Raw genomic sequence first — 17,403 nt, forward strand, 5'->3', positions numbered from 1 at the left:
CTTGGGTATGTGGGTGGGCCCCATTTGTTTTGACCGCAGCGAATGAGCTAGGTACGCTCAGACCTTGTGCCTGGGGTGTGCCCTGGCTCTCGTGCGTGCCTTGAACCGCACATAGGGAGCCGTCACTGGCCACCGTGATCTGCGCTCTTTCTGCCTCGCGGCGGAGGTCTGCAGCATTCGACACACCCGACCGCGTGGGTCGGCGACGTTCCAGGTTAGCTTCACCATTCGGCACACAGAAACCGGAGAAGTAGTGCCTACGATCCAGCAGCTGGTCCGGAAGGGCCGGCAGGACAAGGTCGAGAAGAACAAGACGCCCGCACTCGAGGGTTCCCCTCAGCGTCGCGGCGTCTGCACGCGTGTGTTCACGACCACCCCGAAGAAGCCGAACTCGGCCCTGCGTAAGGTCGCGCGTGTGCGTCTGACCAGCGGGATCGAGGTCACTGCTTACATTCCGGGTGAGGGACACAACCTGCAGGAGCACTCCATCGTGCTCGTGCGTGGCGGTCGTGTGAAGGACCTGCCCGGTGTTCGCTACAAGATCATCCGCGGTTCGCTCGACACCCAGGGTGTCAAGAACCGCAAGCAGGCCCGCAGCCGCTACGGCGCCAAGAAGGAGAAGTAGAAATGCCTCGTAAGGGCCCCGCCCCGAAGCGCCCGGTCATCATCGACCCGGTCTACGGTTCTCCTCTGGTGACCTCCCTCATCAACAAGGTGCTGCTGAACGGCAAGCGCTCCACCGCCGAGCGCATCGTGTACGGCGCCATGGAGGGCCTGCGCGAGAAGACCAGCAATGACCCGGTCATCACGCTGAAGCGCGCGCTGGAGAACATCAAGCCGACCCTCGAGGTCAAGTCCCGCCGTGTCGGTGGTGCGACGTACCAGGTTCCGATCGAGGTCAAGCCCGGTCGCGCCAACACGCTCGCGCTGCGCTGGCTCGTCGGTTACTCCCGCGCCCGTCGCGAGAAGACGATGACCGAGCGTCTGCTCAACGAGCTTCTCGACGCCTCCAACGGCCTCGGTGCCGCTGTGAAGAAGCGCGAGGACACCCACAAGATGGCCGAGTCCAACAAGGCCTTCGCGCACTACCGCTGGTAGTCGCTACCCACATCGAGACCGAGAGAAGACGAAAGCCTTATGGCTACCACTTCACTTGACCTGGCCAAGGTCCGCAACATCGGGATCATGGCCCACATCGACGCGGGCAAGACGACCACCACCGAGCGGATCCTCTTCTACACCGGCGTCAGCTACAAGATCGGTGAGGTCCACGACGGCGCCGCCACGATGGACTGGATGGAGCAGGAGCAGGAGCGTGGCATCACGATCACCTCTGCTGCCACCACCTGTCACTGGCCGCTTGAGGACAACGACTACACGATCAACATCATCGACACCCCGGGCCACGTCGACTTCACGGTCGAGGTGGAGCGCTCGCTGCGCGTCCTCGACGGTGCCGTCACGGTGTTCGACGGTGTCGCCGGTGTCGAGCCGCAGTCCGAGACGGTGTGGCGTCAGGCCGACCGTTACGGCGTGCCGCGCATCTGCTTCGTGAACAAGCTGGACCGTACCGGCGCCGAGTTCCACCGCTGCGTGGACATGATCAAGGACCGGCTTGGCGCCGTGCCGATCATCATGCAGCTGCCGATCGGTGCCGAGATGGACTTCAAGGGCGTTGTGGACCTGGTCCGCATGAAGGCGCTCGTGTGGTCCGCCGAGGCGGCGAAGGGCGAGATGTACGACGTCGTCGACATCCCCGCCACGCACATCGAGGCTGCCGAGGAGTACCGCGGTCGGCTGGTCGAGACTGTCGCGGAGAATGACGACGAGATCATGGAGCTGTTCCTGGAGGGCCACGAGCCCACCGAGGAGCAGCTGTACGCCGCGATCCGTCGTGTCACCATCGCGTCCGGCAAGTCCGACGGCATCACGGTCACCCCGGTGTTCTGCGGTACCGCGTTCAAGAACAAGGGCGTTCAGCCCCTGCTCGACGCGGTCGTGCGCTACCTGCCGACCCCGCTCGACGTCGAGGCCATCGAGGGCCACGACGTCAAGGACCCCGAGGTCGTCGTCAAGCGCAAGCCGTCCGTGGATGAGCCGCTGTCCGCACTGGCGTTCAAGATCATGAGCGACCCGCACCTGGGCAAGCTCACCTTCGTCCGGGTGTACTCGGGCCGCCTGGAGACCGGCACCGCCGTGCTGAACTCCGTCAAGGGCAAGAAGGAGCGCATCGGCAAGATCTACCGCATGCACGCGAACAAGCGTGAGGAGATCGAGGCGGTGGGCGCCGGCGACATCGTCGCCGTCATGGGTCTGAAGCAGACCACGACCGGTGAGACGCTCTGCGATGACAAGAACCCGGTGATCCTGGAGTCCATGGACTTCCCGGCGCCGGTCATCCAGGTCGCCATCGAGCCCAAGTCCAAGGGTGACCAGGAGAAGCTGGGTGTCGCCATCCAGCGTCTCGCGGAGGAGGACCCCTCCTTCCACGTTCACTCGGACGAGGAGACGGGCCAGACCATCCTCGGCGGTATGGGCGAGCTGCACCTTGAGGTGCTGGTCGACCGTATGAAGCGCGAGTTCAGGGTCGAGGCCAACGTCGGTAAGCCGCAGGTCGCCTACCGTGAGACGATCCGTAAGGCCGTCGAGCGCGTGGACTACACCCACAAGAAGCAGACCGGTGGTACCGGTCAGTTCGCCAAGGTGCAGATCGCGATCGAGCCCATCACCGAGGCCGACGGTCCGGCGTACGAGTTCGTGAACAAGGTCACCGGTGGCCGTATCCCGCGGGAGTACATCCCGTCGGTGGACGCCGGTGCGCAGGAGGCCATGCAGTTCGGCATCCTCGCGGGCTACGAGATGACGGGCGTCCGCGTGACGCTCATCGACGGTGGCTACCACGAGGTCGACTCCTCCGAGCTCGCCTTCAAGATCGCCGGTTCGCAGGCCTTCAAGGAGGCCGCCCGCAAGGCCAGCCCCGTGCTGCTCGAGCCGATGATGGCCGTCGAGGTCACCACGCCCGAGGACTACATGGGTGAGGTCATCGGCGACATCAACTCCCGCCGTGGTCAGATCCAGGCCATGGAGGAGCGGGCCGGTGCCCGCGTCGTGAAGGGCCTCGTGCCCCTCTCGGAGATGTTCGGCTACGTCGGAGACCTCCGCAGCAAGACCTCGGGTCGCGCAAGCTACTCGATGCAGTTCGACTCCTACGCCGAGGTTCCGCGGAACGTCGCCGAGGAGATCATCGCGAAGGCCAAGGGCGAGTAACGCACCGCGTTCACACGCCGTAGGCTTGACTCCGGAGCCTCGCGGGGCATTCCGCCGCAATGGCGGAGGGAATGCCCCGAAGGATCCGGGCCATCCAGCAAAGATCACCTGGCGCCGATGAAGTAAGGCGTACCAGAACCACTCCCAGGAGGACCCCAGTGGCGAAGGCGAAGTTCGAGCGGACTAAGCCGCACGTCAACATCGGCACCATCGGTCACATCGACCACGGTAAGACGACCCTCACGGCCGCCATTACCAAGGTGCTGCACGACGCGTACCCGGACCTGAACGAGGCCTCGGCCTTCGACCAGATCGACAAGGCTCCTGAGGAGCGCCAGCGCGGTATCACGATCTCGATCGCGCACGTCGAGTACCAGACGGAGACGCGTCACTACGCCCACGTCGACTGCCCCGGTCACGCGGACTACATCAAGAACATGATCACGGGTGCGGCGCAGATGGACGGCGCCATCCTCGTTGTCGCCGCCACGGACGGCCCGATGCCGCAGACCAAGGAGCACGTGCTCCTGGCCCGCCAGGTCGGCGTTCCGTACATCGTCGTCGCCCTGAACAAGGCCGACATGGTGGACGACGAGGAGATCCTGGAGCTCGTCGAGCTCGAGGTCCGTGAGCTCCTCTCCGAGTACGAGTTCCCGGGCGACGACCTTCCGGTCGTCAAGGTCTCGGCGCTCAAGGCGCTCGAGGGCGACAAGGAGTGGGGCCAGTCGGTCCTGGACCTGATGGCCGCCGTCGACGAGGCGATCCCGACCCCCGAGCGTGACGTCGACAAGCCGTTCCTCATGCCCGTCGAGGACGTCTTCACGATCACCGGTCGCGGTACGGTCGTCACCGGCCGTATCGAGCGCGGTGTCCTGAAGGTCAACGAGACCGTTGACATCATCGGCATCAAGCAGGACAAGACCACCACCACGGTCACCGGTATCGAGATGTTCCGCAAGCTGCTCGACGAGGGCCAGGCCGGTGAGAACGTCGGTCTGCTGCTTCGTGGCATCAAGCGCGAGGACGTCGAGCGCGGCCAGGTCATCATCAAGCCGGGCTCGGTCACCCCGCACACCGAGTTCGAGGCCCAGGCCTACATCCTGTCGAAAGACGAGGGTGGCCGTCACACCCCCTTCTTCAACAACTACCGTCCGCAGTTCTACTTCCGTACGACGGACGTGACCGGCGTCGTGACCCTCCCCGAGGGCACCGAGATGGTCATGCCGGGTGACAACACCGAGATGAAGGTGGAGCTCATCCAGCCCGTCGCCATGGAAGAGGGCCTGAAGTTCGCCATCCGTGAGGGTGGCCGGACCGTGGGCGCCGGCCAGGTCACCAAGATCAACAAGTAAGTCCGTTGATCTGACCTGGTAGCTCCAGCCGCGAGCACCTGAAGGGGCCCGTACGACTTCGGTCGTACGGGCCTCTTCGCCGTGTGCGGGCCTCTAGGCGGATTCCGGTGCCGGCTGCGGGCCGAGCGCCATGACGACGAGGACCGACACGCGGACGATGACGCCGCCCAGCAGGGCCGGCAGGAAACCGTCGACGTGGAGGCCGTAGTCCATCTCGGAGCCGAGCCAGGAGGCGAGCAGCCAGACGAGCGTGTCCTGGACGACGCCGACCACGGCGAGGATCAGCAGCATGATCGGGGGAGCACTGCGGACGGCGCTCGGATAGCTGTGGATCAGCTGGTTCACGATGAGGAAGACGGCCCCGGGCAGCAGGAGCTCCAGGGGCGGCGAGTCGAGGATCAGCGAGATGCCGGGGAGCACAGCGGTCGCGAGGGCGACTCCGAGGAAGGTGCCGCACACGCGTCTTCGTTTGTACATGGGCGCGATCATGCGGTTCGGCCGACGGGCGTGACAAGGGGGAGGCCGGGCCGACCCGTGTGGCCCAACCGGCGTCACTGGATGTTCTGCAGATGCGCATGGCCGTACGAGACCGTGCAGACGTAGAGCTGCAGGGCGTGGTCCCGGCCGATGCTGAGCTCCGTGGCCCGTGCCGGGCTCCGGAACATCGGGCCCGGGTGGTCGGCGTCCTCGACCGGCCGCCAGCTTGTGCTGCCGCCGTCCCATTCGCCGCTGTCGATGGTGAGCAGGGGCCGGACGGCCGAGCCGCAGTCGGGGCAGGCCATGGGGAACGGGTCGGTGTAGCTCCACGGGGCGTGCCCGCCGACCTTGCAGCCCGGGGCGACGCCGAGGTCGTACTGGTAGACGAGCCCCTGCTCGTCCTCCCATGCCTCGATCCGGTCCGCCAGCTCCTCGGGCAGCTCGTGCGGGGCCGGGTACTCGGTGACCGTCTCGGGGTGCAGGACGCACGGTTCGGGAAGATGGCGGTCGTGGCCCAGTACGGGGGTCCGCGGGGCCGGGACCGGATCGGTGACCTGGGCTGCGGTGCGCCAGCGGAGGGCGGCGCGGGGCATGTGGCCCTCGTGGTCGAACGGGCACCACAGGAGCTGCAGGAGGTCCGTGCCGTCGGGGCGGGGGAGCCCGGGGCCGGGGAGGTCGGCGGCGTGGAGCTGGGCGACGGGCAGCATCGGGAGAGGGCCGTCCAGGGGGATCAGCGTCGCCTGCCGGAGGCGGTCGACGATCGCGCGTTCCTCCGGGGTCAGCAGGGCCGTCCCCTCCTCCCGCGGCCGGCTCCAGGCTTCGCGGAGGATCCGCCGCCGCAGCCGTACGTCCTCGGGGGCGTGGCCGAGCTGCGCGGGGCCGCCGTGGTCCGGGCAGGTGGGCCACGGCTCGCGGGGCGGCCACAGCAGCGGTCCGCCGATCGAGCTGTCGGCCGCGGTGGGGGTGCCTGGGCGGGGGTGCAGCCGTACGGTCGGGCGGGCGAGGGGCGCGAGTTCGGGGAAGTGGGCCGTCACGTCGAGCGGGCGGGGCGGGGTGGTGCGGGGCATGGGGCGAGGCTATGGGCGGAACGGCCGTCCTTGACAGGGGAGTTGGTCATGGGCGCCAGGTGAAGTGTTGCCGAACGCTGGGGGGCGCGTCGGCGAGGTTTCGGTCAACTCCGCGGCGCGGGCCGCACGGAATGTTCTTGTCTGTTCTCTGTGGGGTGGTTGTGGCGGTCGTAGCGTGAGCGACGGCCGAGGCCACTCGGCCGAAGTTCTTCGAGTTTCCCCATGAGGACGGACTGACTGGTGCCGATGCGTGGTGCGGACGGCAGAACGACGATCCCGACGCGGGTGGCGGGCCTGGGCGGGACTCTGCAGCAGCCGTTGCCTCCGCTCGCCGTGCCCAGGGGGCGGCCGCCGCAGCCCGTCGGAGCGGGCCGCCGAACCGCCGTACGGGAGAGGGCGGGCCGCCGGCTGTACGCCATCGACGGCATCCGTCTGCTGGCCGCCCTGATGGTCGCCGTCCACCACTACGCCGGCACCCACCGCGTCGACCAGCCGGGCAACGCGATCTGGGACCGGCCGGTGTCCGACATCATGCCCACGGTGTTCCGCTTCGCCTCCTACGGCTGGATCGGCGTCGAGATCTTCTTCGTGATCAGCGGGTTCGTGATCTGCATGTCGTGCTGGGGGCGCTCCCCGCGGCAGTTCTTCGTCTCGCGGGTGATGCGGCTCTACCCCGCGTACTGGTTCGCCGTCGCCTTCACCACGGCCGTACTGGTGGCGCTGCCCGGCGTCTGGGACCGCCTGCGCGCGAGGGACGTACTCCTCAACCTCACGATGCTGCAGTCCGGTTCGGGTGTCATGAACGTCGACGGCGTCTACTGGACCCTCTGGTCGGAGCTGCGCTTCTACCTGCTCTTCCTGCTCGTCGTCGCCACCGGGCTGACGTACCGGAAGGTCGTCGTCTTCTGCTGCGCCTGGGGCGCCGCCGCGATGCTCGCACCGGTGTCCGGGCTGCCCCTGCTGGAACTGCTGGCCAACCCCGACGGTGCCTGGTACTTCATCGCGGGCCTCGCCCTCTACCTCATGCACCGCTTCGGCCAGGACCTGTTGCTGTGGGGCATCCTCGCGATGGCGTGGCTGATGGGACAGCGGGAGTTGGGCCTGCGGATCGACGAGGTGGAGCACGTCTCCGGCTGGCGGGGGAGCGTGCTGATCTTCACCGTGTTCCTGCTGGCCATGGTCGCCATCGCGCTCGGCGCGACGGACCGAGTCCAGGGGAAGTGGCTGGTGACGGCGGGCGCGTTGACGTATCCGCTGTACCTGACGCACTACGCGGCCGGTACGACGCTGATCAACCGCTTGCGGGACACGATGGACGCCCGGGTGCTGGTGGGTGTGGTGCTCGCCGGGTTCCTGGTGCTGAGCTGGCTGGTGCACCGGTTCGTGGAGCGGCCGGTGGCCGGGATGGTGAAGCGGGGGCTGGACACGTCCTTCGCGCGGATGCGGAACGCGCGGGGGGCGGCCTGAGGTTCACGCTCCGCGCTTGCGGTCCCACGTCTGCAAGCGCGGGGGCGGCCTGAGGTTCACGCTCCGCGCTTGCGGTCCCACGTCTGCAGGACCGCCAGCGCGTAGGCGAGCCGGACGTCCAGGCGCCGGGGGGTGAGGCGGTAGACCTCGCTCACGCCCCGGTAGGCCAGGAGCGTGCCGGTGCCCGGGGTGCGCCAGCGGGTCCGGACCGGTCTTCTGAACGAGTAGTCGTCCGTGGTGCCGTCGAAGGAGGCGTACAGCAGCGCGCAGAGCGCGAACAGGAACCAGACGGGCGCGGTCATCACGTGGACGAGCCACGCGTACCAGGTGCCCTCCTTGCCCGAGACCTGCTGTGGCGTGTCGGTGAACCGCACGGACCAGCGGACGCGGCGGGGCCGGGGCAGCAGACGGGCGGGGGGCGGCGGGTGATCCGCGCCAGGAGCGCGCCCTCGGGTGTGTGGACGTCGTAGGCGTCCTGGGCGACCGGGTGGACGGAACACCACGGCCTGCCGTCCGGTCCGCCGTGGATCCAGAAGGGCGAGGGGGTCCTGCGGCTCCAGGGTGGTGCGGAGCGCGCTGCGAAGACCCGGGCCAGCGGGGTGTCCTCGGGGCGGCGGGCGCTCGACAGCCGGATCGTCGACGTCATCTCGGCGTCGGCCGGCAGGCCGAGTGCCTGGGGATCGGATGCCGGGACGGGGTTGTTCGCGGCGACCAGGAACACGTAGGGGGTGTTGCTTCCGGTGGTGTCCACTGTGCCGTCCGAATCAGCCGTCGCCGTCGTGCTCCCCGTGAAGTGCGCTGTCGGCGATCTTGACACAGGCCCGGAGCCACCCCAAAGGGTTTGACCTACGTCACGCCCGGGGTATTGTCTCCGGCCCGATTGGCCAGGCCCCCGCCCCCTATGGCAGACTGTCGGAGTTGCTCGGTCGAGTGTTGATGCTGCGCGCCTCCCGCCGGGAGGACCGGAAGCGAGTCCCACAGTACTCGTCGCCCCAACTGCCAGGTGGCAGCGCTGGGGCGGACGTACGGGAATCTTTCGGGAAGTGTCAGTGCAGCGCCGGCCAGGCACCCGGTGGGTCTTCGCCCTCGGCTTGCGGTTCCGGAAGGGCCGTGCTTCCCGGACGGGATGTTCCAGAGATGGGACATCTGTGTCAGTGAGAGCGCGACACACCCGACCGCGTGGGTCGGAGAGCGAAGTGTTCGGAACATCGGGTTCCAGAGCGTTAAACGAGAGACAGGACTACTAGTAGCCATGGCGGGACAGAAGATCCGCATCCGGCTCAAGGCCTACGACCACGAGGTCATCGACAGCTCGGCGAAGAAGATCGTCGAGACGGTGACGCGTACTGGTGCGTCGGTCGCGGGCCCGGTGCCGCTGCCCACTGAGAAGAACGTGTACTGCGTCATCAAGTCGCCGCACAAGTACAAGGACTCGCGCGAGCACTTCGAGATGCGCACGCACAAGCGCCTGATCGACATCCTCGACCCGACGCCCAAGACCGTTGACTCTCTGATGCGACTCGACCTCCCGGCCGGTGTCGACATCGAGATCAAGCTCTAGGGGCCGGTGATCTGAGAATGGCTAAGCAGATCAAGGGCATCCTGGGCGAGAAGCTCGGCATGACGCAGGTGTGGGACGAGAACAACCGTGTTGTTCCCGTCACCGTCGTCAAGGCCGGCCCCAACGTCGTGACCCAGGTCCGTACGAATGACTCCGACGGCTACGAGTCGGTCCAGATCGCCTTCGGCGAGATCGACCCTCGCAAGGTGAACAAGCCCCTCAAGGGTCACTTCGCCAAGGCCGACGTCACTCCCCGCCGCCACCTCGTCGAGATCCGTACCGCTGACGCCAGCGAGTACACCCTCGGCCAGGAGATCACCGCTGAGGTGTTCGAGGCCGGCATCAAGGTCGACGTGACCGGCAAGAGCAAGGGCAAGGGCTTCGCCGGTGTCATGAAGCGTCACAACTTCAAGGGCCTCGGCGCCGGACACGGCACCCAGCGCAAGCACCGCTCTCCCGGTTCCATCGGTGGCTGCGCCACCCCGGGCCGCGTGTTCAAGGGCCTCCGCATGGCGGGTCGCATGGGCAATGAGCGTGTCACCACCCAGAACCTGACCGTCCACGCCGTTGACGCGGAGAAGGGTCTGCTGCTCATCAAGGGCGCGGTTCCCGGTCCGAACGGCGGCCTCGTCCTGGTCCGCACTGCGGCCAAGGGGGCCTGAGGTAACCGATGAGCACTGTTGACATCCTTTCGCCTGCAGGCGAGAAGACCGGAAGCGTCGAGCTCCCCGCGGAGATCTTCGGCGTGGAGAAGATCAGCATCCCGCTGATCCACCAGGTCGTCGTCGCGCAGAACGCCGCTGCCCGTCAGGGCACGCACAAGACCAAGCGTCGCGGTGAAGTCCGTGGTGGCGGCAAGAAGCCGTACCGCCAGAAGGGCACCGGCCGCGCCCGCCAGGGTTCGACCCGCGCGCCGCAGTTCGCAGGCGGTGGCGTCGTCCACGGCCCGCAGCCGCGTGACTACTCGCAGCGGACCCCGAAGAAGATGAAGGCTGCCGCTCTGCGTCACGCCCTCACCGACCGGGCCCGCCACAACCGCATCCACGTCGTCACCGGCGTGATCGAGGGCGAGAACCCCTCCACGAAGGCCGCCAGGACGCTGTTCGGCAAGATCTCGGAGCGCAAGAACGTGCTCCTGGTCATCGACCGCGCCGACGAGGCCGCGTGGCTCTCCGCCCGCAACCTGCCCCAGGTCCACATCCTGGAGCCGGGCCAGCTGAACACGTACGACGTGATCGTCTCCGACGACGTGGTCTTCACCCAGGCCGCTTTCGAGTCCTTCGTGTCCGGCCCGCAGGCCACCGACACCGAAGGGAGCGAGGCCTGATGGCTACGCGTCACCCGAGCATTGCCTCCAAGGCCGCCAAGGCCAAGAAGGTCGCGCGCGTCGCCAAGGCGAAGCGCCACGAGGCCGAGGGCAAGAACACCGTCGTCACCCCGGTGAGCAAGTCGTTCACGGACCCCCGTGACATCCTGCTCAAGCCGGTCGTGTCCGAGAAGAGCTACGCGCTTCTCGACGAGGGCAAGTACACGTTCATCGTCGCCCCGGGCGCCAACAAGACCCAGATCAAGCAGGCCGTCCAGGCGGTCTTCTCGGTCAAGGTCACCGGGGTCAACACGATCAACCGCATCGGTAAGCGCAAGCGCACCAAGACCGGGTTCGGTCAGCGTGCCGGCTCCAAGCGCGCGATTGTGACCCTCGCTGAGGGCGACCGTATCGACATCTTCGGCGGTCCGACCGCCTGACGGCGGTCTGGATCGTCCGATATCGGACGAGGACTGAGAAATGGGAATCCGCAAGTACAAGCCGACTACGCCGGGCCGTCGTGGCTCCAGCGTCGCCGACTTCGTCGAGGTCACGCGGTCCACGCCGGAGAAGTCGCTGGTCCGCCCGCTGCACAGCAAGGGCGGCCGTAACAACGCCGGTCGTGTGACCGTTCGCCACCAGGGTGGCGGACACAAGCGCGCCTACCGAGTGATCGACTTCCGTCGTCACGACAAGGACGGCGTGCCGGCGAAGGTCGCGCACATCGAGTACGACCCCAACCGCACCGCGCGCATCGCGCTGCTGCACTACGCGGACGGCGAGAAGCGCTACATCCTCGCCCCGCGCAACCTGCAGCAGGGTGACCGCGTCGAGAACGGTCCCGGGGCCGACATCAAGCCGGGCAACAACCTGGCGCTCCGCAACATCCCGGTCGGTACCACGATCCACGCGATCGAGATCCGTCCCGGTGGCGGCGCCAAGTTCGCCCGCTCCGCCGGTGCCTCGGTGCAGCTGCTCGCGAAGGAGGGCACGATGGCCCACCTTCGTATGCCGTCCGGTGAGATCCGCCTGGTCGACCAGCGCTGCCGCGCCACGGTCGGCGAGGTCGGCAACGCCGAGCAGAGCAACATCAACTGGGGCAAGGCCGGGCGCAAGCGCTGGCTGGGCGTCCGCCCGACCGTTCGCGGTGTGGCGATGAACCCGGTTGACCACCCCCACGGTGGTGGTGAGGGCAAGACCTCCGGTGGTCGCCACCCGGTCAGCCCCTGGGGTCAGAAGGAAGGTCGTACTCGTTCGCCGAAGAAGGCTTCGAACAAGTACATCGTCCGCCGCCGCAAGACGAACAAGAAGCGCTAGGAGCGGGTTTAGATGCCGCGCAGTCTCAAGAAGGGGCCCTTCGTCGACGACCACCTGATCAAGAAGGTGGACGTACAGAACGAGGCAGGCACCAAGAACGTCATCAAGACCTGGTCCCGTCGCTCGATGATCGTCCCGGCCATGCTGGGCCACACGATCGCGGTGCACAACGGCAAGACCCACATTCCGGTGTTTGTCACCGAGTCGATGGTCGGCCACAAGCTCGGCGAGTTCTCGCCGACGCGCACCTTCCGGGGTCACGTCAAGGACGACCGGAAGTCGAAGCGCCGCTAACGCGGGGTGGAATGACCATGACAGACACTGGAAGGACAACCATGGAAGCCAGGGCCCAGGCGCGGTACATCCGCGTTACGCCCATGAAGGCCCGCCGCGTGGTGGACCTTATCCGTGGCATGGACGCCACGGAGGCTCAGGCGGTCCTGCGTTTCGCCCCGCAGGCCGCGAGCGTGCCGGTCGGCAAGGTGCTTGACAGCGCCATTGCCAACGCCGCACACAACTACGACCACACCGACGCCGGCAGCCTCGTCATCTCCGAGGCGTACGTCGACGAGGGTCCGACCCTGAAGCGGTTCCGTCCGCGTGCCCAGGGCCGCGCCTACCGGATCCGCAAGCGGACCAGCCACATCACCGTGGTCGTCAGCAGCAAGGAAGGAACCCGGTAATGGGCCAGAAGGTTAACCCGCATGGGTTCCGGCTCGGCATCACCACGGACTTCAAGTCCCGTTGGTACGCCGACAAGCTGTACAAGGACTACGTCAAGGAAGACGTCGCCATCCGTCGGATGATGACGTCCGGCATGGAGCGCGCCGGCATCTCGAAGGTGGAGATCGAGCGCACCCGTGACCGCGTCCGTGTGGACATCCACACGGCCCGTCCGGGCATCGTCATCGGCCGCCGTGGCGCCGAGGCCGACCGCATCCGCGGTGACCTCGAGAAGCTCACGGGCAAGCAGGTCCAGCTGAACATCCTCGAGGTCAAGAGCCCCGAGACCGATGCTCAGCTGGTTGCCCAGGCCGTTGCCGAGCAGCTCTCCTCCCGCGTCTCCTTCCGTCGCGCCATGCGTAAGAGCATGCAGGGCACGATGAAGGCCGGCGCCAAGGGCATCAAGATCCAGTGCGGTGGCCGCCTCGGTGGCGCCGAGATGTCCCGCTCGGAGTTCTACCGCGAGGGCCGCGTGCCCCTGCACACGCTCCGCGCGAACGTGGACTACGGCTTCTTCGAGGCCAAGACGACCTTCGGCCGCATCGGCGTGAAGGTCTGGATCTACAAGGGCGACGTCAAGAACATCGCCGAGGTCCGCGCCGAGAACGCTGCTGCCCGCGCCGGCAACCGCCCGGCCCGTGGTGGCGGCGGCGCCGACCGCCCGGCCCGTGGTGGCCGTGGTGGCGAGCGTGGCGGTCGCGGTCGCAAGCCGCAGCAGGCTCCGGCTGCCGAGGCCCCCAAGGCCGACGCTCCGGCTGCCGCTCCGGCTGAGAGCACCGGAACGGAGGCCTGACCGACATGCTGATCCCCCGACGGGTCAAGCACCGCAAGCAGCACCACCCGAAGCGCCGCGGTCAGGCCAAGGGTGGTACGACGGTCGCGTTCGGCGAGTACGGCATTCAGGCCCTCACGCCGGCGTACGTGACCAACCGCCAGATCGAGGCGGCCCGTATCGCGATGACCCGCCACATCAAGCGTGGCGGCAAGGTCTGGATCAACATCTACCCGGACCGCCCGCTCACGAAGAAGCCTGCCGAGACCCGCATGGGTTCCGGTAAGGGTTCGCCGGAGTGGTGGATCGCGAACGTGCACCCGGGACGGGTCATGTTCGAACTGTCCTACCCCAACGAGAAGATCGCCCGTGAGGCCCTGACTCGCGCCGCTCACAAGCTGCCGATGAAGTGCCGGATCGTCAAGCGCGAGGCAGGTGAAGCGTGATGTCGGCCGGTACCAAGGCGTCCGAGCTGCGCGAACTGGGTGACGAGGAGCTTCTCGCGAAGCTCCGCGAAGCCAAGGAAGAGCTGTTCAACCTCCGCTTCCAGGCGGCGACCGGTCAGCTCGAGAACCACGGTCGGCTCAAGGCCGTCCGTAAGGACATCGCGCGGATCTACACCCTGATGCGTGAGCGCGAGCTGGGCATCGAGACGGTGGAGAGCGCCTGATGAGTGAGAACAACGTGACTGAGCAGACCGCAGAGGCCCGCGGCTTCCGCAAGACCCGCGAGGGTCTGGTCGTCGGCGACAAGATGGACAAGACCGTCGTCGTCGCCGTCGAGGACCGCGTCAAGCACGCGCTGTACGGCAAGGTCATCCGCCGTACGAACAAGCTCAAGGCGCACGACGAGCAGAACGCTGCGGGCGTCGGCGACCGCGTCCTCCTCATGGAGACGCGTCCGCTGTCCGCGACGAAGCGCTGGCGCGTCGTCGAGATCCTCGAGAAGGCCAAGTAATTTCCTGCGGGGCAAACCCCGCAGGACAGTTCCGCCAGGCTCGGCGAGCTCCGTAAGTCACTTGCGGAGCTCGCCGGGAACCGGCAGACAAACAGGAGATAGACGTGATCCAGCAGGAGTCGCGACTGCGTGTCGCCGACAACACTGGTGCGAAGGAGATCCTTTGCATCCGTGTGCTCGGTGGCTCCGGTCGCCGCTACGCGGGCATCGGTGACGTCATCGTCGCCACCGTCAAGGACGCGATCCCCGGTGGCAACGTGAAGAAGGGTGACGTCGTCAAGGCGGTCATCGTTCGCACCGTCAAGGAGCGCCGCCGTCCGGACGGCTCGTACATCCGCTTCGACGAGAACGCCGCCGTCATTCTGAAGAACGACGGCGACCCTCGCGGCACCCGTATCTTCGGCCCCGTCGGCCGTGAGCTGCGCGAGAAGAAGTTCATGAAGATCATCTCGCTCGCGCCGGAGGTGCTGTAAGCATGAAGATCAAGAAGGGCGACCTGGTCCAGGTCATCACCGGTAAGGACAAGGGCAAGCAGGGCAAGGTCATCGCGGCCTTCCCCCGCGAGGACCGCGTCCTGGTCGAGGGTGTCAACCGGGTCAAGAAGCACACCAAGGCCGGCCCGACCGCCAAGGGTTCGCAGGCCGGTGGCATCGTCACGACCGAGGCCCCTGTTCACGTGAGCAACGTTCAGCTCGTCGTGGAGAAGGACGGCAACAAGGTCGTCACGCGTGTCGGTTACCGCTTCGACGACGAGGGCAACAAGATCCGCGTTGCCAAGCGGACGGGTGAGGACATCTGATGACGACCACCACCACTCCGCGTCTGAAGACGAGGTACCGCGAGGAGATCGCGGGCAAGCTGCGTGACGAGTTCAAGTACGAGAACGTCATGCAGATCCCCGGTCTCGTCAAGATCGTGGTCAACATGGGTGTGGGCGACGCCGCCCGCGACTCCAAGCTGATCGAGGGCGCCATCCGCGACCTCACCACGATCACCGGTCAGAAGCCGGCCGTCACCAAGGCCCGCAAGTCCATCGCGCAGTTCAAGCTGCGTGAGGGTCAGCCGATCGGCGCCCACGTCACGCTTCGTGGCGACCGCATGTGGGAGTTCCTGGACCGCACCCTGTCGCTCGCGCTGCCGCGCATCCGCGACTTCCGCGGCCTGTCTCCCAAGCAGTTCGACGGTCGTGGCAACTACACCTTCGGTCTCACCGAGCAGGTCATGTTCCACGAGATCGACCAGGACAAGATCGACCGCGTCCGGGGTATGGACATCACCGTGGTCACCACGGCGACCAACGACGCTGAGGGCCGCGCGCTCCTTCGTCACCTCGGCTTCCCCTTCAAGGAGGCGTGAGCGAGATGGCGAAGAAGGCTCTGATTGCCAAGGCTGCTCGTAAGCCCAAGTTCGGAGTACGTGGCTACACGCGCTGCCAGCGCTGCGGCCGTCCGCACTCCGTGTACCGCAAGTTCGGCCTGTGCCGCGTGTGCCTTCGTGAGATGGCTCACCGTGGCGAGCTGCCGGGCGTGACCAAGAGCTCCTGGTAATCCCCCTAATCAGGGATTTCCGGAGCTCTCGGTAAGCAATGGGCGTGTCAGGCGCCCACCCCTTCATGGCTTAGGCTTGGAGGGTTGGGCGCCTGATGGTCGCCCGTACGACTTACTACGCCGTAGGTCCACCGCGCCGCACCCGCCCCGTCTCGGATCGGGGAGAGGGATGGCGCACCAGGAAACCCCGGCGAGAGAGGCCGAAGGCCAATTCATGACCATGACTGATCCGATCGCAGACATGCTTACGCGTCTGCGGAACGCGAACTCGGCATACCACGACTCTGTGACGATGCCGGCATCGAAGATCAAGTCGCACATCGCGGAGATCCTCCAGCAGGAGGGCTTCATCACGGGCTGGAAGGTCGAGGACGCCGAGGTCGGCAAGAACCTCGTTCTCGAGCTGAAGTTCGGCCCGAACCGTGAGCGCTCCATCGCGGGCATCAAGCGGATCTCCAAGCCCGGTCTCCGGGTGTACGCGAAGTCCACCAACCTGCCGAAGGTGCTCGGCGGCCTCGGCGTGGCGATCATCTCCACGTCGCACGGGCTCCTCACCGACAAGCAGGCCGGCAAGAAGGGCGTAGGCGGAGAAGTCCTCGCCTACGTCTGGTAACGGAAGGGAACGGAGGAAACAGCTATGTCGCGTATTGGCAAGCTCCCCATCACGGTTCCCGCCGGCGTGGACGTCACCATCGACGGCCGTACGGTCTCGGTCAAGGGCCCCAAGGGCTCGCTGACCCACACCGTCGCTGCGCCGATCGACATCGCCAAGGGTGAGGATGGCGTACTCAACGTCACCCGCCCCAACGACGAGCGTCAGAACAAGGCCCTGCACGGCCTGTCCCGCACGCTGGTGGCGAACATGATCACCGGCGTGACCGAGGGTTACGTGAAGAAGCTCGAGATCAGCGGTGTCGGTTACCGCGTACAGGCCAAGGGATCGAACCTCGAGTTCGCTCTGGGCTACAGCCACCCGATCACCGTCGAGGCGCCCGAGGGAATCACCTTCAAGGTGGAGAACCCGACCCGCTTCCAGGTCGAGGGCATCGACAAGCAGAAGGTCGGCGAGGTTGCGGCCAACATCCGCAAGCTGCGCAAGCCCGACCCGTACAAGGCCAAGGGTGTCAAGTACGAGGGCGAAGTCATCCGCCGCAAGGTCGGAAAGGCGGGTAAGTAAGCCATGGCATACGGACAGAAGATCCTCAAGGGCGACGCCTACAAGCGCGCCGCGATCAAGCGCCGCCACATCCGGATCCGCAAGTCGATCAACGGTACGGCGGAGCGTCCTCGTCTGGTCGTGACCCGCTCGAACCGCCACATCGTGGCCCAGGTGATCGACGACCTCAAGGGTCACACCCTTGCGTCGGCGTCCACCCTGGACACCTCGATCCGCGGTGCGGAGGGCGACAAGTCCGCGCAGGCCAAGCAGGTCGGCGCCCTGGTCGCCGAGCGTGCCAAGGCCGCCGGTGTCGAGGCTGTCGTATTCGACCGTGGTGGCAACCAGTACGCCGGGCGCATTGCTGCCCTGGCGGACGCCGCCCGCGAAGCCGGACTGAAGTTCTGAGCCGGTTCCGTAGCTAGCGGAAACAG

The 17,403-nt window shown here is 66.7% G+C and carries 27 protein-coding genes; 23 read left to right on the forward strand and 4 right to left on the reverse strand.

Annotated features, from left to right (window positions below; translation table 11 throughout):
- Positions 1-253: 253 nt before the first annotated feature.
- From rpsL to tuf, 4 genes are all read left to right on the forward strand, one after another.
- Positions 254-625 (forward strand): 30S ribosomal protein S12, encoded by a 372-nt coding sequence (gene rpsL, locus ACFWWR_RS13880; RefSeq protein ID WP_003948652.1) that lies wholly within the window; start codon positions 254-256, stop codon positions 623-625.
- Positions 626-627: 2 nt separating this feature from the next.
- A complete protein-coding gene (gene rpsG, locus ACFWWR_RS13885; protein ID WP_005481264.1) occupies positions 628-1,098 on the forward strand; it encodes a 30S ribosomal protein S7 in 471 nt (156 codons plus the stop codon).
- 39 nt (positions 1,099-1,137) lie between these two features.
- Positions 1,138-3,267: an elongation factor G gene (gene fusA, locus ACFWWR_RS13890; RefSeq protein ID WP_383865990.1), complete on the forward strand. Its 2,130-nt coding sequence runs from the start codon at positions 1,138-1,140 to the stop codon at positions 3,265-3,267.
- A 158-nt stretch (positions 3,268-3,425) separates the two neighbouring features.
- Positions 3,426-4,619 carry an elongation factor Tu gene (gene tuf / locus ACFWWR_RS13895; protein ID WP_217237702.1) on the forward strand — a complete coding sequence of 398 codons (1,194 nt, stop codon included), beginning with the start codon at positions 3,426-3,428 and terminating at the stop codon, positions 4,617-4,619.
- Between the two features lie 93 nt (positions 4,620-4,712).
- On the opposite strand, the gene ACFWWR_RS13900 is transcribed toward tuf, so the two are convergent.
- Both ACFWWR_RS13900 and ACFWWR_RS13905 read right to left on the reverse strand, forming a co-directional pair.
- Positions 4,713-5,096, reverse strand: coding sequence for a phage holin family protein (locus tag ACFWWR_RS13900; RefSeq protein ID WP_383865992.1), 384 nt, complete (start codon positions 5,094-5,096; stop codon positions 4,713-4,715).
- A gap of 74 nt (positions 5,097-5,170) precedes the next feature.
- Positions 5,171-6,163: a hypothetical protein gene (locus ACFWWR_RS13905; RefSeq protein WP_384303378.1), complete on the reverse strand. Its 993-nt coding sequence runs from the start codon at positions 6,161-6,163 to the stop codon at positions 5,171-5,173.
- A gap of 246 nt (positions 6,164-6,409) precedes the next feature.
- Here ACFWWR_RS13905 and ACFWWR_RS13910 point away from each other — a divergent pair, with 246 nt between their 5' ends.
- Positions 6,410-7,630, forward strand: a complete 1,221-nt coding sequence (locus ACFWWR_RS13910) for an acyltransferase family protein (RefSeq protein ID WP_384303442.1) — start codon at positions 6,410-6,412, stop codon at positions 7,628-7,630.
- A gap of 56 nt (positions 7,631-7,686) precedes the next feature.
- Here ACFWWR_RS13910 and ACFWWR_RS13915 read toward each other — a convergent pair whose 3' ends face one another.
- Both ACFWWR_RS13915 and ACFWWR_RS13920 read right to left on the reverse strand, forming a co-directional pair.
- Positions 7,687-7,932 (reverse strand): hypothetical protein, encoded by a 246-nt coding sequence (locus tag ACFWWR_RS13915; RefSeq protein WP_384303380.1) that lies wholly within the window; start codon positions 7,930-7,932, stop codon positions 7,687-7,689.
- A complete protein-coding gene (locus ACFWWR_RS13920; protein ID WP_383865998.1) occupies positions 7,932-8,381 on the reverse strand; it encodes a hypothetical protein in 450 nt (149 codons plus the stop codon). Before ACFWWR_RS13920 ends, ACFWWR_RS13915 begins: the two co-directional genes overlap by 1 nt.
- 501 nt (positions 8,382-8,882) lie before the next feature.
- On the opposite strand from ACFWWR_RS13920, the gene rpsJ reads away from it, so the two are divergent.
- The 18 genes from rpsJ (at position 8,883) to rplR (ending at position 17,377) form a co-directional block, all read left to right on the forward strand.
- Positions 8,883-9,191 (forward strand): 30S ribosomal protein S10, encoded by a 309-nt coding sequence (gene rpsJ, locus ACFWWR_RS13925; RefSeq protein ID WP_003948644.1) that lies wholly within the window; start codon positions 8,883-8,885, stop codon positions 9,189-9,191.
- Positions 9,192-9,208: 17 nt separating this feature from the next.
- On the forward strand, positions 9,209-9,853 hold the full coding sequence (gene rplC / locus ACFWWR_RS13930; protein ID WP_053753931.1) for a 50S ribosomal protein L3: 645 nt from the start codon (positions 9,209-9,211) through the stop codon (positions 9,851-9,853).
- An 8-nt stretch (positions 9,854-9,861) separates the two neighbouring features.
- On the forward strand, positions 9,862-10,518 hold the full coding sequence (gene rplD / locus ACFWWR_RS13935) for a 50S ribosomal protein L4 (RefSeq protein WP_307676743.1): 657 nt from the start codon (positions 9,862-9,864) through the stop codon (positions 10,516-10,518).
- Positions 10,518-10,937: a 50S ribosomal protein L23 gene (gene rplW, locus ACFWWR_RS13940; protein ID WP_383866001.1), complete on the forward strand. Its 420-nt coding sequence runs from the start codon at positions 10,518-10,520 to the stop codon at positions 10,935-10,937. The genes rplD and rplW overlap by 1 nt, the downstream gene beginning before the upstream one ends.
- A gap of 40 nt (positions 10,938-10,977) precedes the next feature.
- Positions 10,978-11,814, forward strand: a complete 837-nt coding sequence (rplB, locus tag ACFWWR_RS13945; RefSeq protein WP_030039757.1) for a 50S ribosomal protein L2 — start codon at positions 10,978-10,980, stop codon at positions 11,812-11,814.
- 12 nt (positions 11,815-11,826) lie between these two features.
- A complete protein-coding gene (rpsS, locus tag ACFWWR_RS13950) occupies positions 11,827-12,108 on the forward strand; it encodes a 30S ribosomal protein S19 (RefSeq protein WP_003948639.1) in 282 nt (93 codons plus the stop codon).
- A 41-nt stretch (positions 12,109-12,149) separates the two neighbouring features.
- The gene (gene rplV / locus ACFWWR_RS13955; RefSeq protein ID WP_006604878.1) at positions 12,150-12,497 is read left to right on the forward strand and encodes a 50S ribosomal protein L22; all 348 of its coding nucleotides are present in this window, start codon (positions 12,150-12,152) and stop codon (positions 12,495-12,497) included.
- Positions 12,497-13,330, forward strand: coding sequence for a 30S ribosomal protein S3 (gene rpsC / locus ACFWWR_RS13960; protein ID WP_217237697.1), 834 nt, complete (start codon positions 12,497-12,499; stop codon positions 13,328-13,330). Before rplV ends, rpsC begins: the two co-directional genes overlap by 1 nt.
- 5 nt (positions 13,331-13,335) lie before the next feature.
- Entirely contained in the window at positions 13,336-13,755 is a 420-nt protein-coding gene (gene rplP, locus ACFWWR_RS13965) for a 50S ribosomal protein L16 (protein ID WP_004927269.1), read from the forward strand.
- Entirely contained in the window at positions 13,755-13,979 is a 225-nt protein-coding gene (gene rpmC / locus ACFWWR_RS13970; RefSeq protein WP_003998824.1) for a 50S ribosomal protein L29, read from the forward strand. Before rplP ends, rpmC begins: the two co-directional genes overlap by 1 nt.
- Positions 13,979-14,266, forward strand: a complete 288-nt coding sequence (gene rpsQ, locus ACFWWR_RS13975) for a 30S ribosomal protein S17 (RefSeq protein WP_383866005.1) — start codon at positions 13,979-13,981, stop codon at positions 14,264-14,266. The genes rpmC and rpsQ overlap by 1 nt, the downstream gene beginning before the upstream one ends.
- A 104-nt stretch (positions 14,267-14,370) precedes the next feature.
- Entirely contained in the window at positions 14,371-14,739 is a 369-nt protein-coding gene (rplN, locus tag ACFWWR_RS13980) for a 50S ribosomal protein L14 (protein ID WP_003998823.1), read from the forward strand.
- Between the two features lie 2 nt (positions 14,740-14,741).
- Positions 14,742-15,065 (forward strand): 50S ribosomal protein L24, encoded by a 324-nt coding sequence (rplX, locus tag ACFWWR_RS13985; protein WP_006376030.1) that lies wholly within the window; start codon positions 14,742-14,744, stop codon positions 15,063-15,065.
- A complete protein-coding gene (gene rplE / locus ACFWWR_RS13990; protein WP_217237695.1) occupies positions 15,065-15,622 on the forward strand; it encodes a 50S ribosomal protein L5 in 558 nt (185 codons plus the stop codon). The genes rplX and rplE overlap by 1 nt, the downstream gene beginning before the upstream one ends.
- A gap of 5 nt (positions 15,623-15,627) precedes the next feature.
- The gene (locus ACFWWR_RS13995) at positions 15,628-15,813 is read left to right on the forward strand and encodes a type Z 30S ribosomal protein S14 (protein ID WP_003948630.1); all 186 of its coding nucleotides are present in this window, start codon (positions 15,628-15,630) and stop codon (positions 15,811-15,813) included.
- Between the two features lie 214 nt (positions 15,814-16,027).
- Positions 16,028-16,426, forward strand: coding sequence for a 30S ribosomal protein S8 (gene rpsH / locus ACFWWR_RS14000; protein WP_007384075.1), 399 nt, complete (start codon positions 16,028-16,030; stop codon positions 16,424-16,426).
- 24 nt (positions 16,427-16,450) lie between these two features.
- Positions 16,451-16,990, forward strand: a complete 540-nt coding sequence (rplF, locus tag ACFWWR_RS14005; RefSeq protein ID WP_383866009.1) for a 50S ribosomal protein L6 — start codon at positions 16,451-16,453, stop codon at positions 16,988-16,990.
- Between the two features lie 3 nt (positions 16,991-16,993).
- On the forward strand, positions 16,994-17,377 hold the full coding sequence (gene rplR / locus ACFWWR_RS14010; protein ID WP_053753923.1) for a 50S ribosomal protein L18: 384 nt from the start codon (positions 16,994-16,996) through the stop codon (positions 17,375-17,377).
- Positions 17,378-17,403: the final 26 nt, after the last annotated feature.

This window comes from Streptomyces sp. NPDC058678 (assembly GCF_042714835.1).
Taxonomy (GTDB): Bacteria; Actinomycetota; Actinomycetes; order Streptomycetales; family Streptomycetaceae; genus Streptomyces.

Coding starts and splice junctions, on each gene's coding strand:
- rpsG (WP_005481264.1), top strand. CDS start 628: ATGCCTCGTAAGGGCCCCGCCCCGAAGCGCCCGGTCATCATCGACCCG.
- fusA (WP_383865990.1), top strand. CDS start 1,138: ATGGCTACCACTTCACTTGACCTGGCCAAGGTCCGCAACATCGGGATC.
- ACFWWR_RS13900 (WP_383865992.1), bottom strand. CDS start 5,096: ATGTACAAACGAAGACGCGTGTGCGGCACCTTCCTCGGAGTCGCCCTC.
- ACFWWR_RS13905 (WP_384303378.1), bottom strand. CDS start 6,163: ATGCCCCGCACCACCCCGCCCCGCCCGCTCGACGTGACGGCCCACTTC.
- ACFWWR_RS13910 (WP_384303442.1), top strand. CDS start 6,410: ATGCGTGGTGCGGACGGCAGAACGACGATCCCGACGCGGGTGGCGGGC.
- ACFWWR_RS13915 (WP_384303380.1), bottom strand. CDS start 7,932: ATGACCGCGCCCGTCTGGTTCCTGTTCGCGCTCTGCGCGCTGCTGTAC.
- rpsJ (WP_003948644.1), top strand. CDS start 8,883: ATGGCGGGACAGAAGATCCGCATCCGGCTCAAGGCCTACGACCACGAG.
- rplC (WP_053753931.1), top strand. CDS start 9,209: ATGGCTAAGCAGATCAAGGGCATCCTGGGCGAGAAGCTCGGCATGACG.
- rplD (WP_307676743.1), top strand. CDS start 9,862: ATGAGCACTGTTGACATCCTTTCGCCTGCAGGCGAGAAGACCGGAAGC.
- rplW (WP_383866001.1), top strand. CDS start 10,518: ATGGCTACGCGTCACCCGAGCATTGCCTCCAAGGCCGCCAAGGCCAAG.
- rplB (WP_030039757.1), top strand. CDS start 10,978: ATGGGAATCCGCAAGTACAAGCCGACTACGCCGGGCCGTCGTGGCTCC.
- rpsS (WP_003948639.1), top strand. CDS start 11,827: ATGCCGCGCAGTCTCAAGAAGGGGCCCTTCGTCGACGACCACCTGATC.
- rplV (WP_006604878.1), top strand. CDS start 12,150: ATGGAAGCCAGGGCCCAGGCGCGGTACATCCGCGTTACGCCCATGAAG.
- rpsC (WP_217237697.1), top strand. CDS start 12,497: ATGGGCCAGAAGGTTAACCCGCATGGGTTCCGGCTCGGCATCACCACG.
- rplP (WP_004927269.1), top strand. CDS start 13,336: ATGCTGATCCCCCGACGGGTCAAGCACCGCAAGCAGCACCACCCGAAG.
- rpmC (WP_003998824.1), top strand. CDS start 13,755: ATGTCGGCCGGTACCAAGGCGTCCGAGCTGCGCGAACTGGGTGACGAG.
- rpsQ (WP_383866005.1), top strand. CDS start 13,979: ATGAGTGAGAACAACGTGACTGAGCAGACCGCAGAGGCCCGCGGCTTC.
- rplX (WP_006376030.1), top strand. CDS start 14,742: ATGAAGATCAAGAAGGGCGACCTGGTCCAGGTCATCACCGGTAAGGAC.
- rplE (WP_217237695.1), top strand. CDS start 15,065: ATGACGACCACCACCACTCCGCGTCTGAAGACGAGGTACCGCGAGGAG.
- ACFWWR_RS13995 (WP_003948630.1), top strand. CDS start 15,628: ATGGCGAAGAAGGCTCTGATTGCCAAGGCTGCTCGTAAGCCCAAGTTC.
- rpsH (WP_007384075.1), top strand. CDS start 16,028: ATGACCATGACTGATCCGATCGCAGACATGCTTACGCGTCTGCGGAAC.
- rplF (WP_383866009.1), top strand. CDS start 16,451: ATGTCGCGTATTGGCAAGCTCCCCATCACGGTTCCCGCCGGCGTGGAC.
- rplR (WP_053753923.1), top strand. CDS start 16,994: ATGGCATACGGACAGAAGATCCTCAAGGGCGACGCCTACAAGCGCGCC.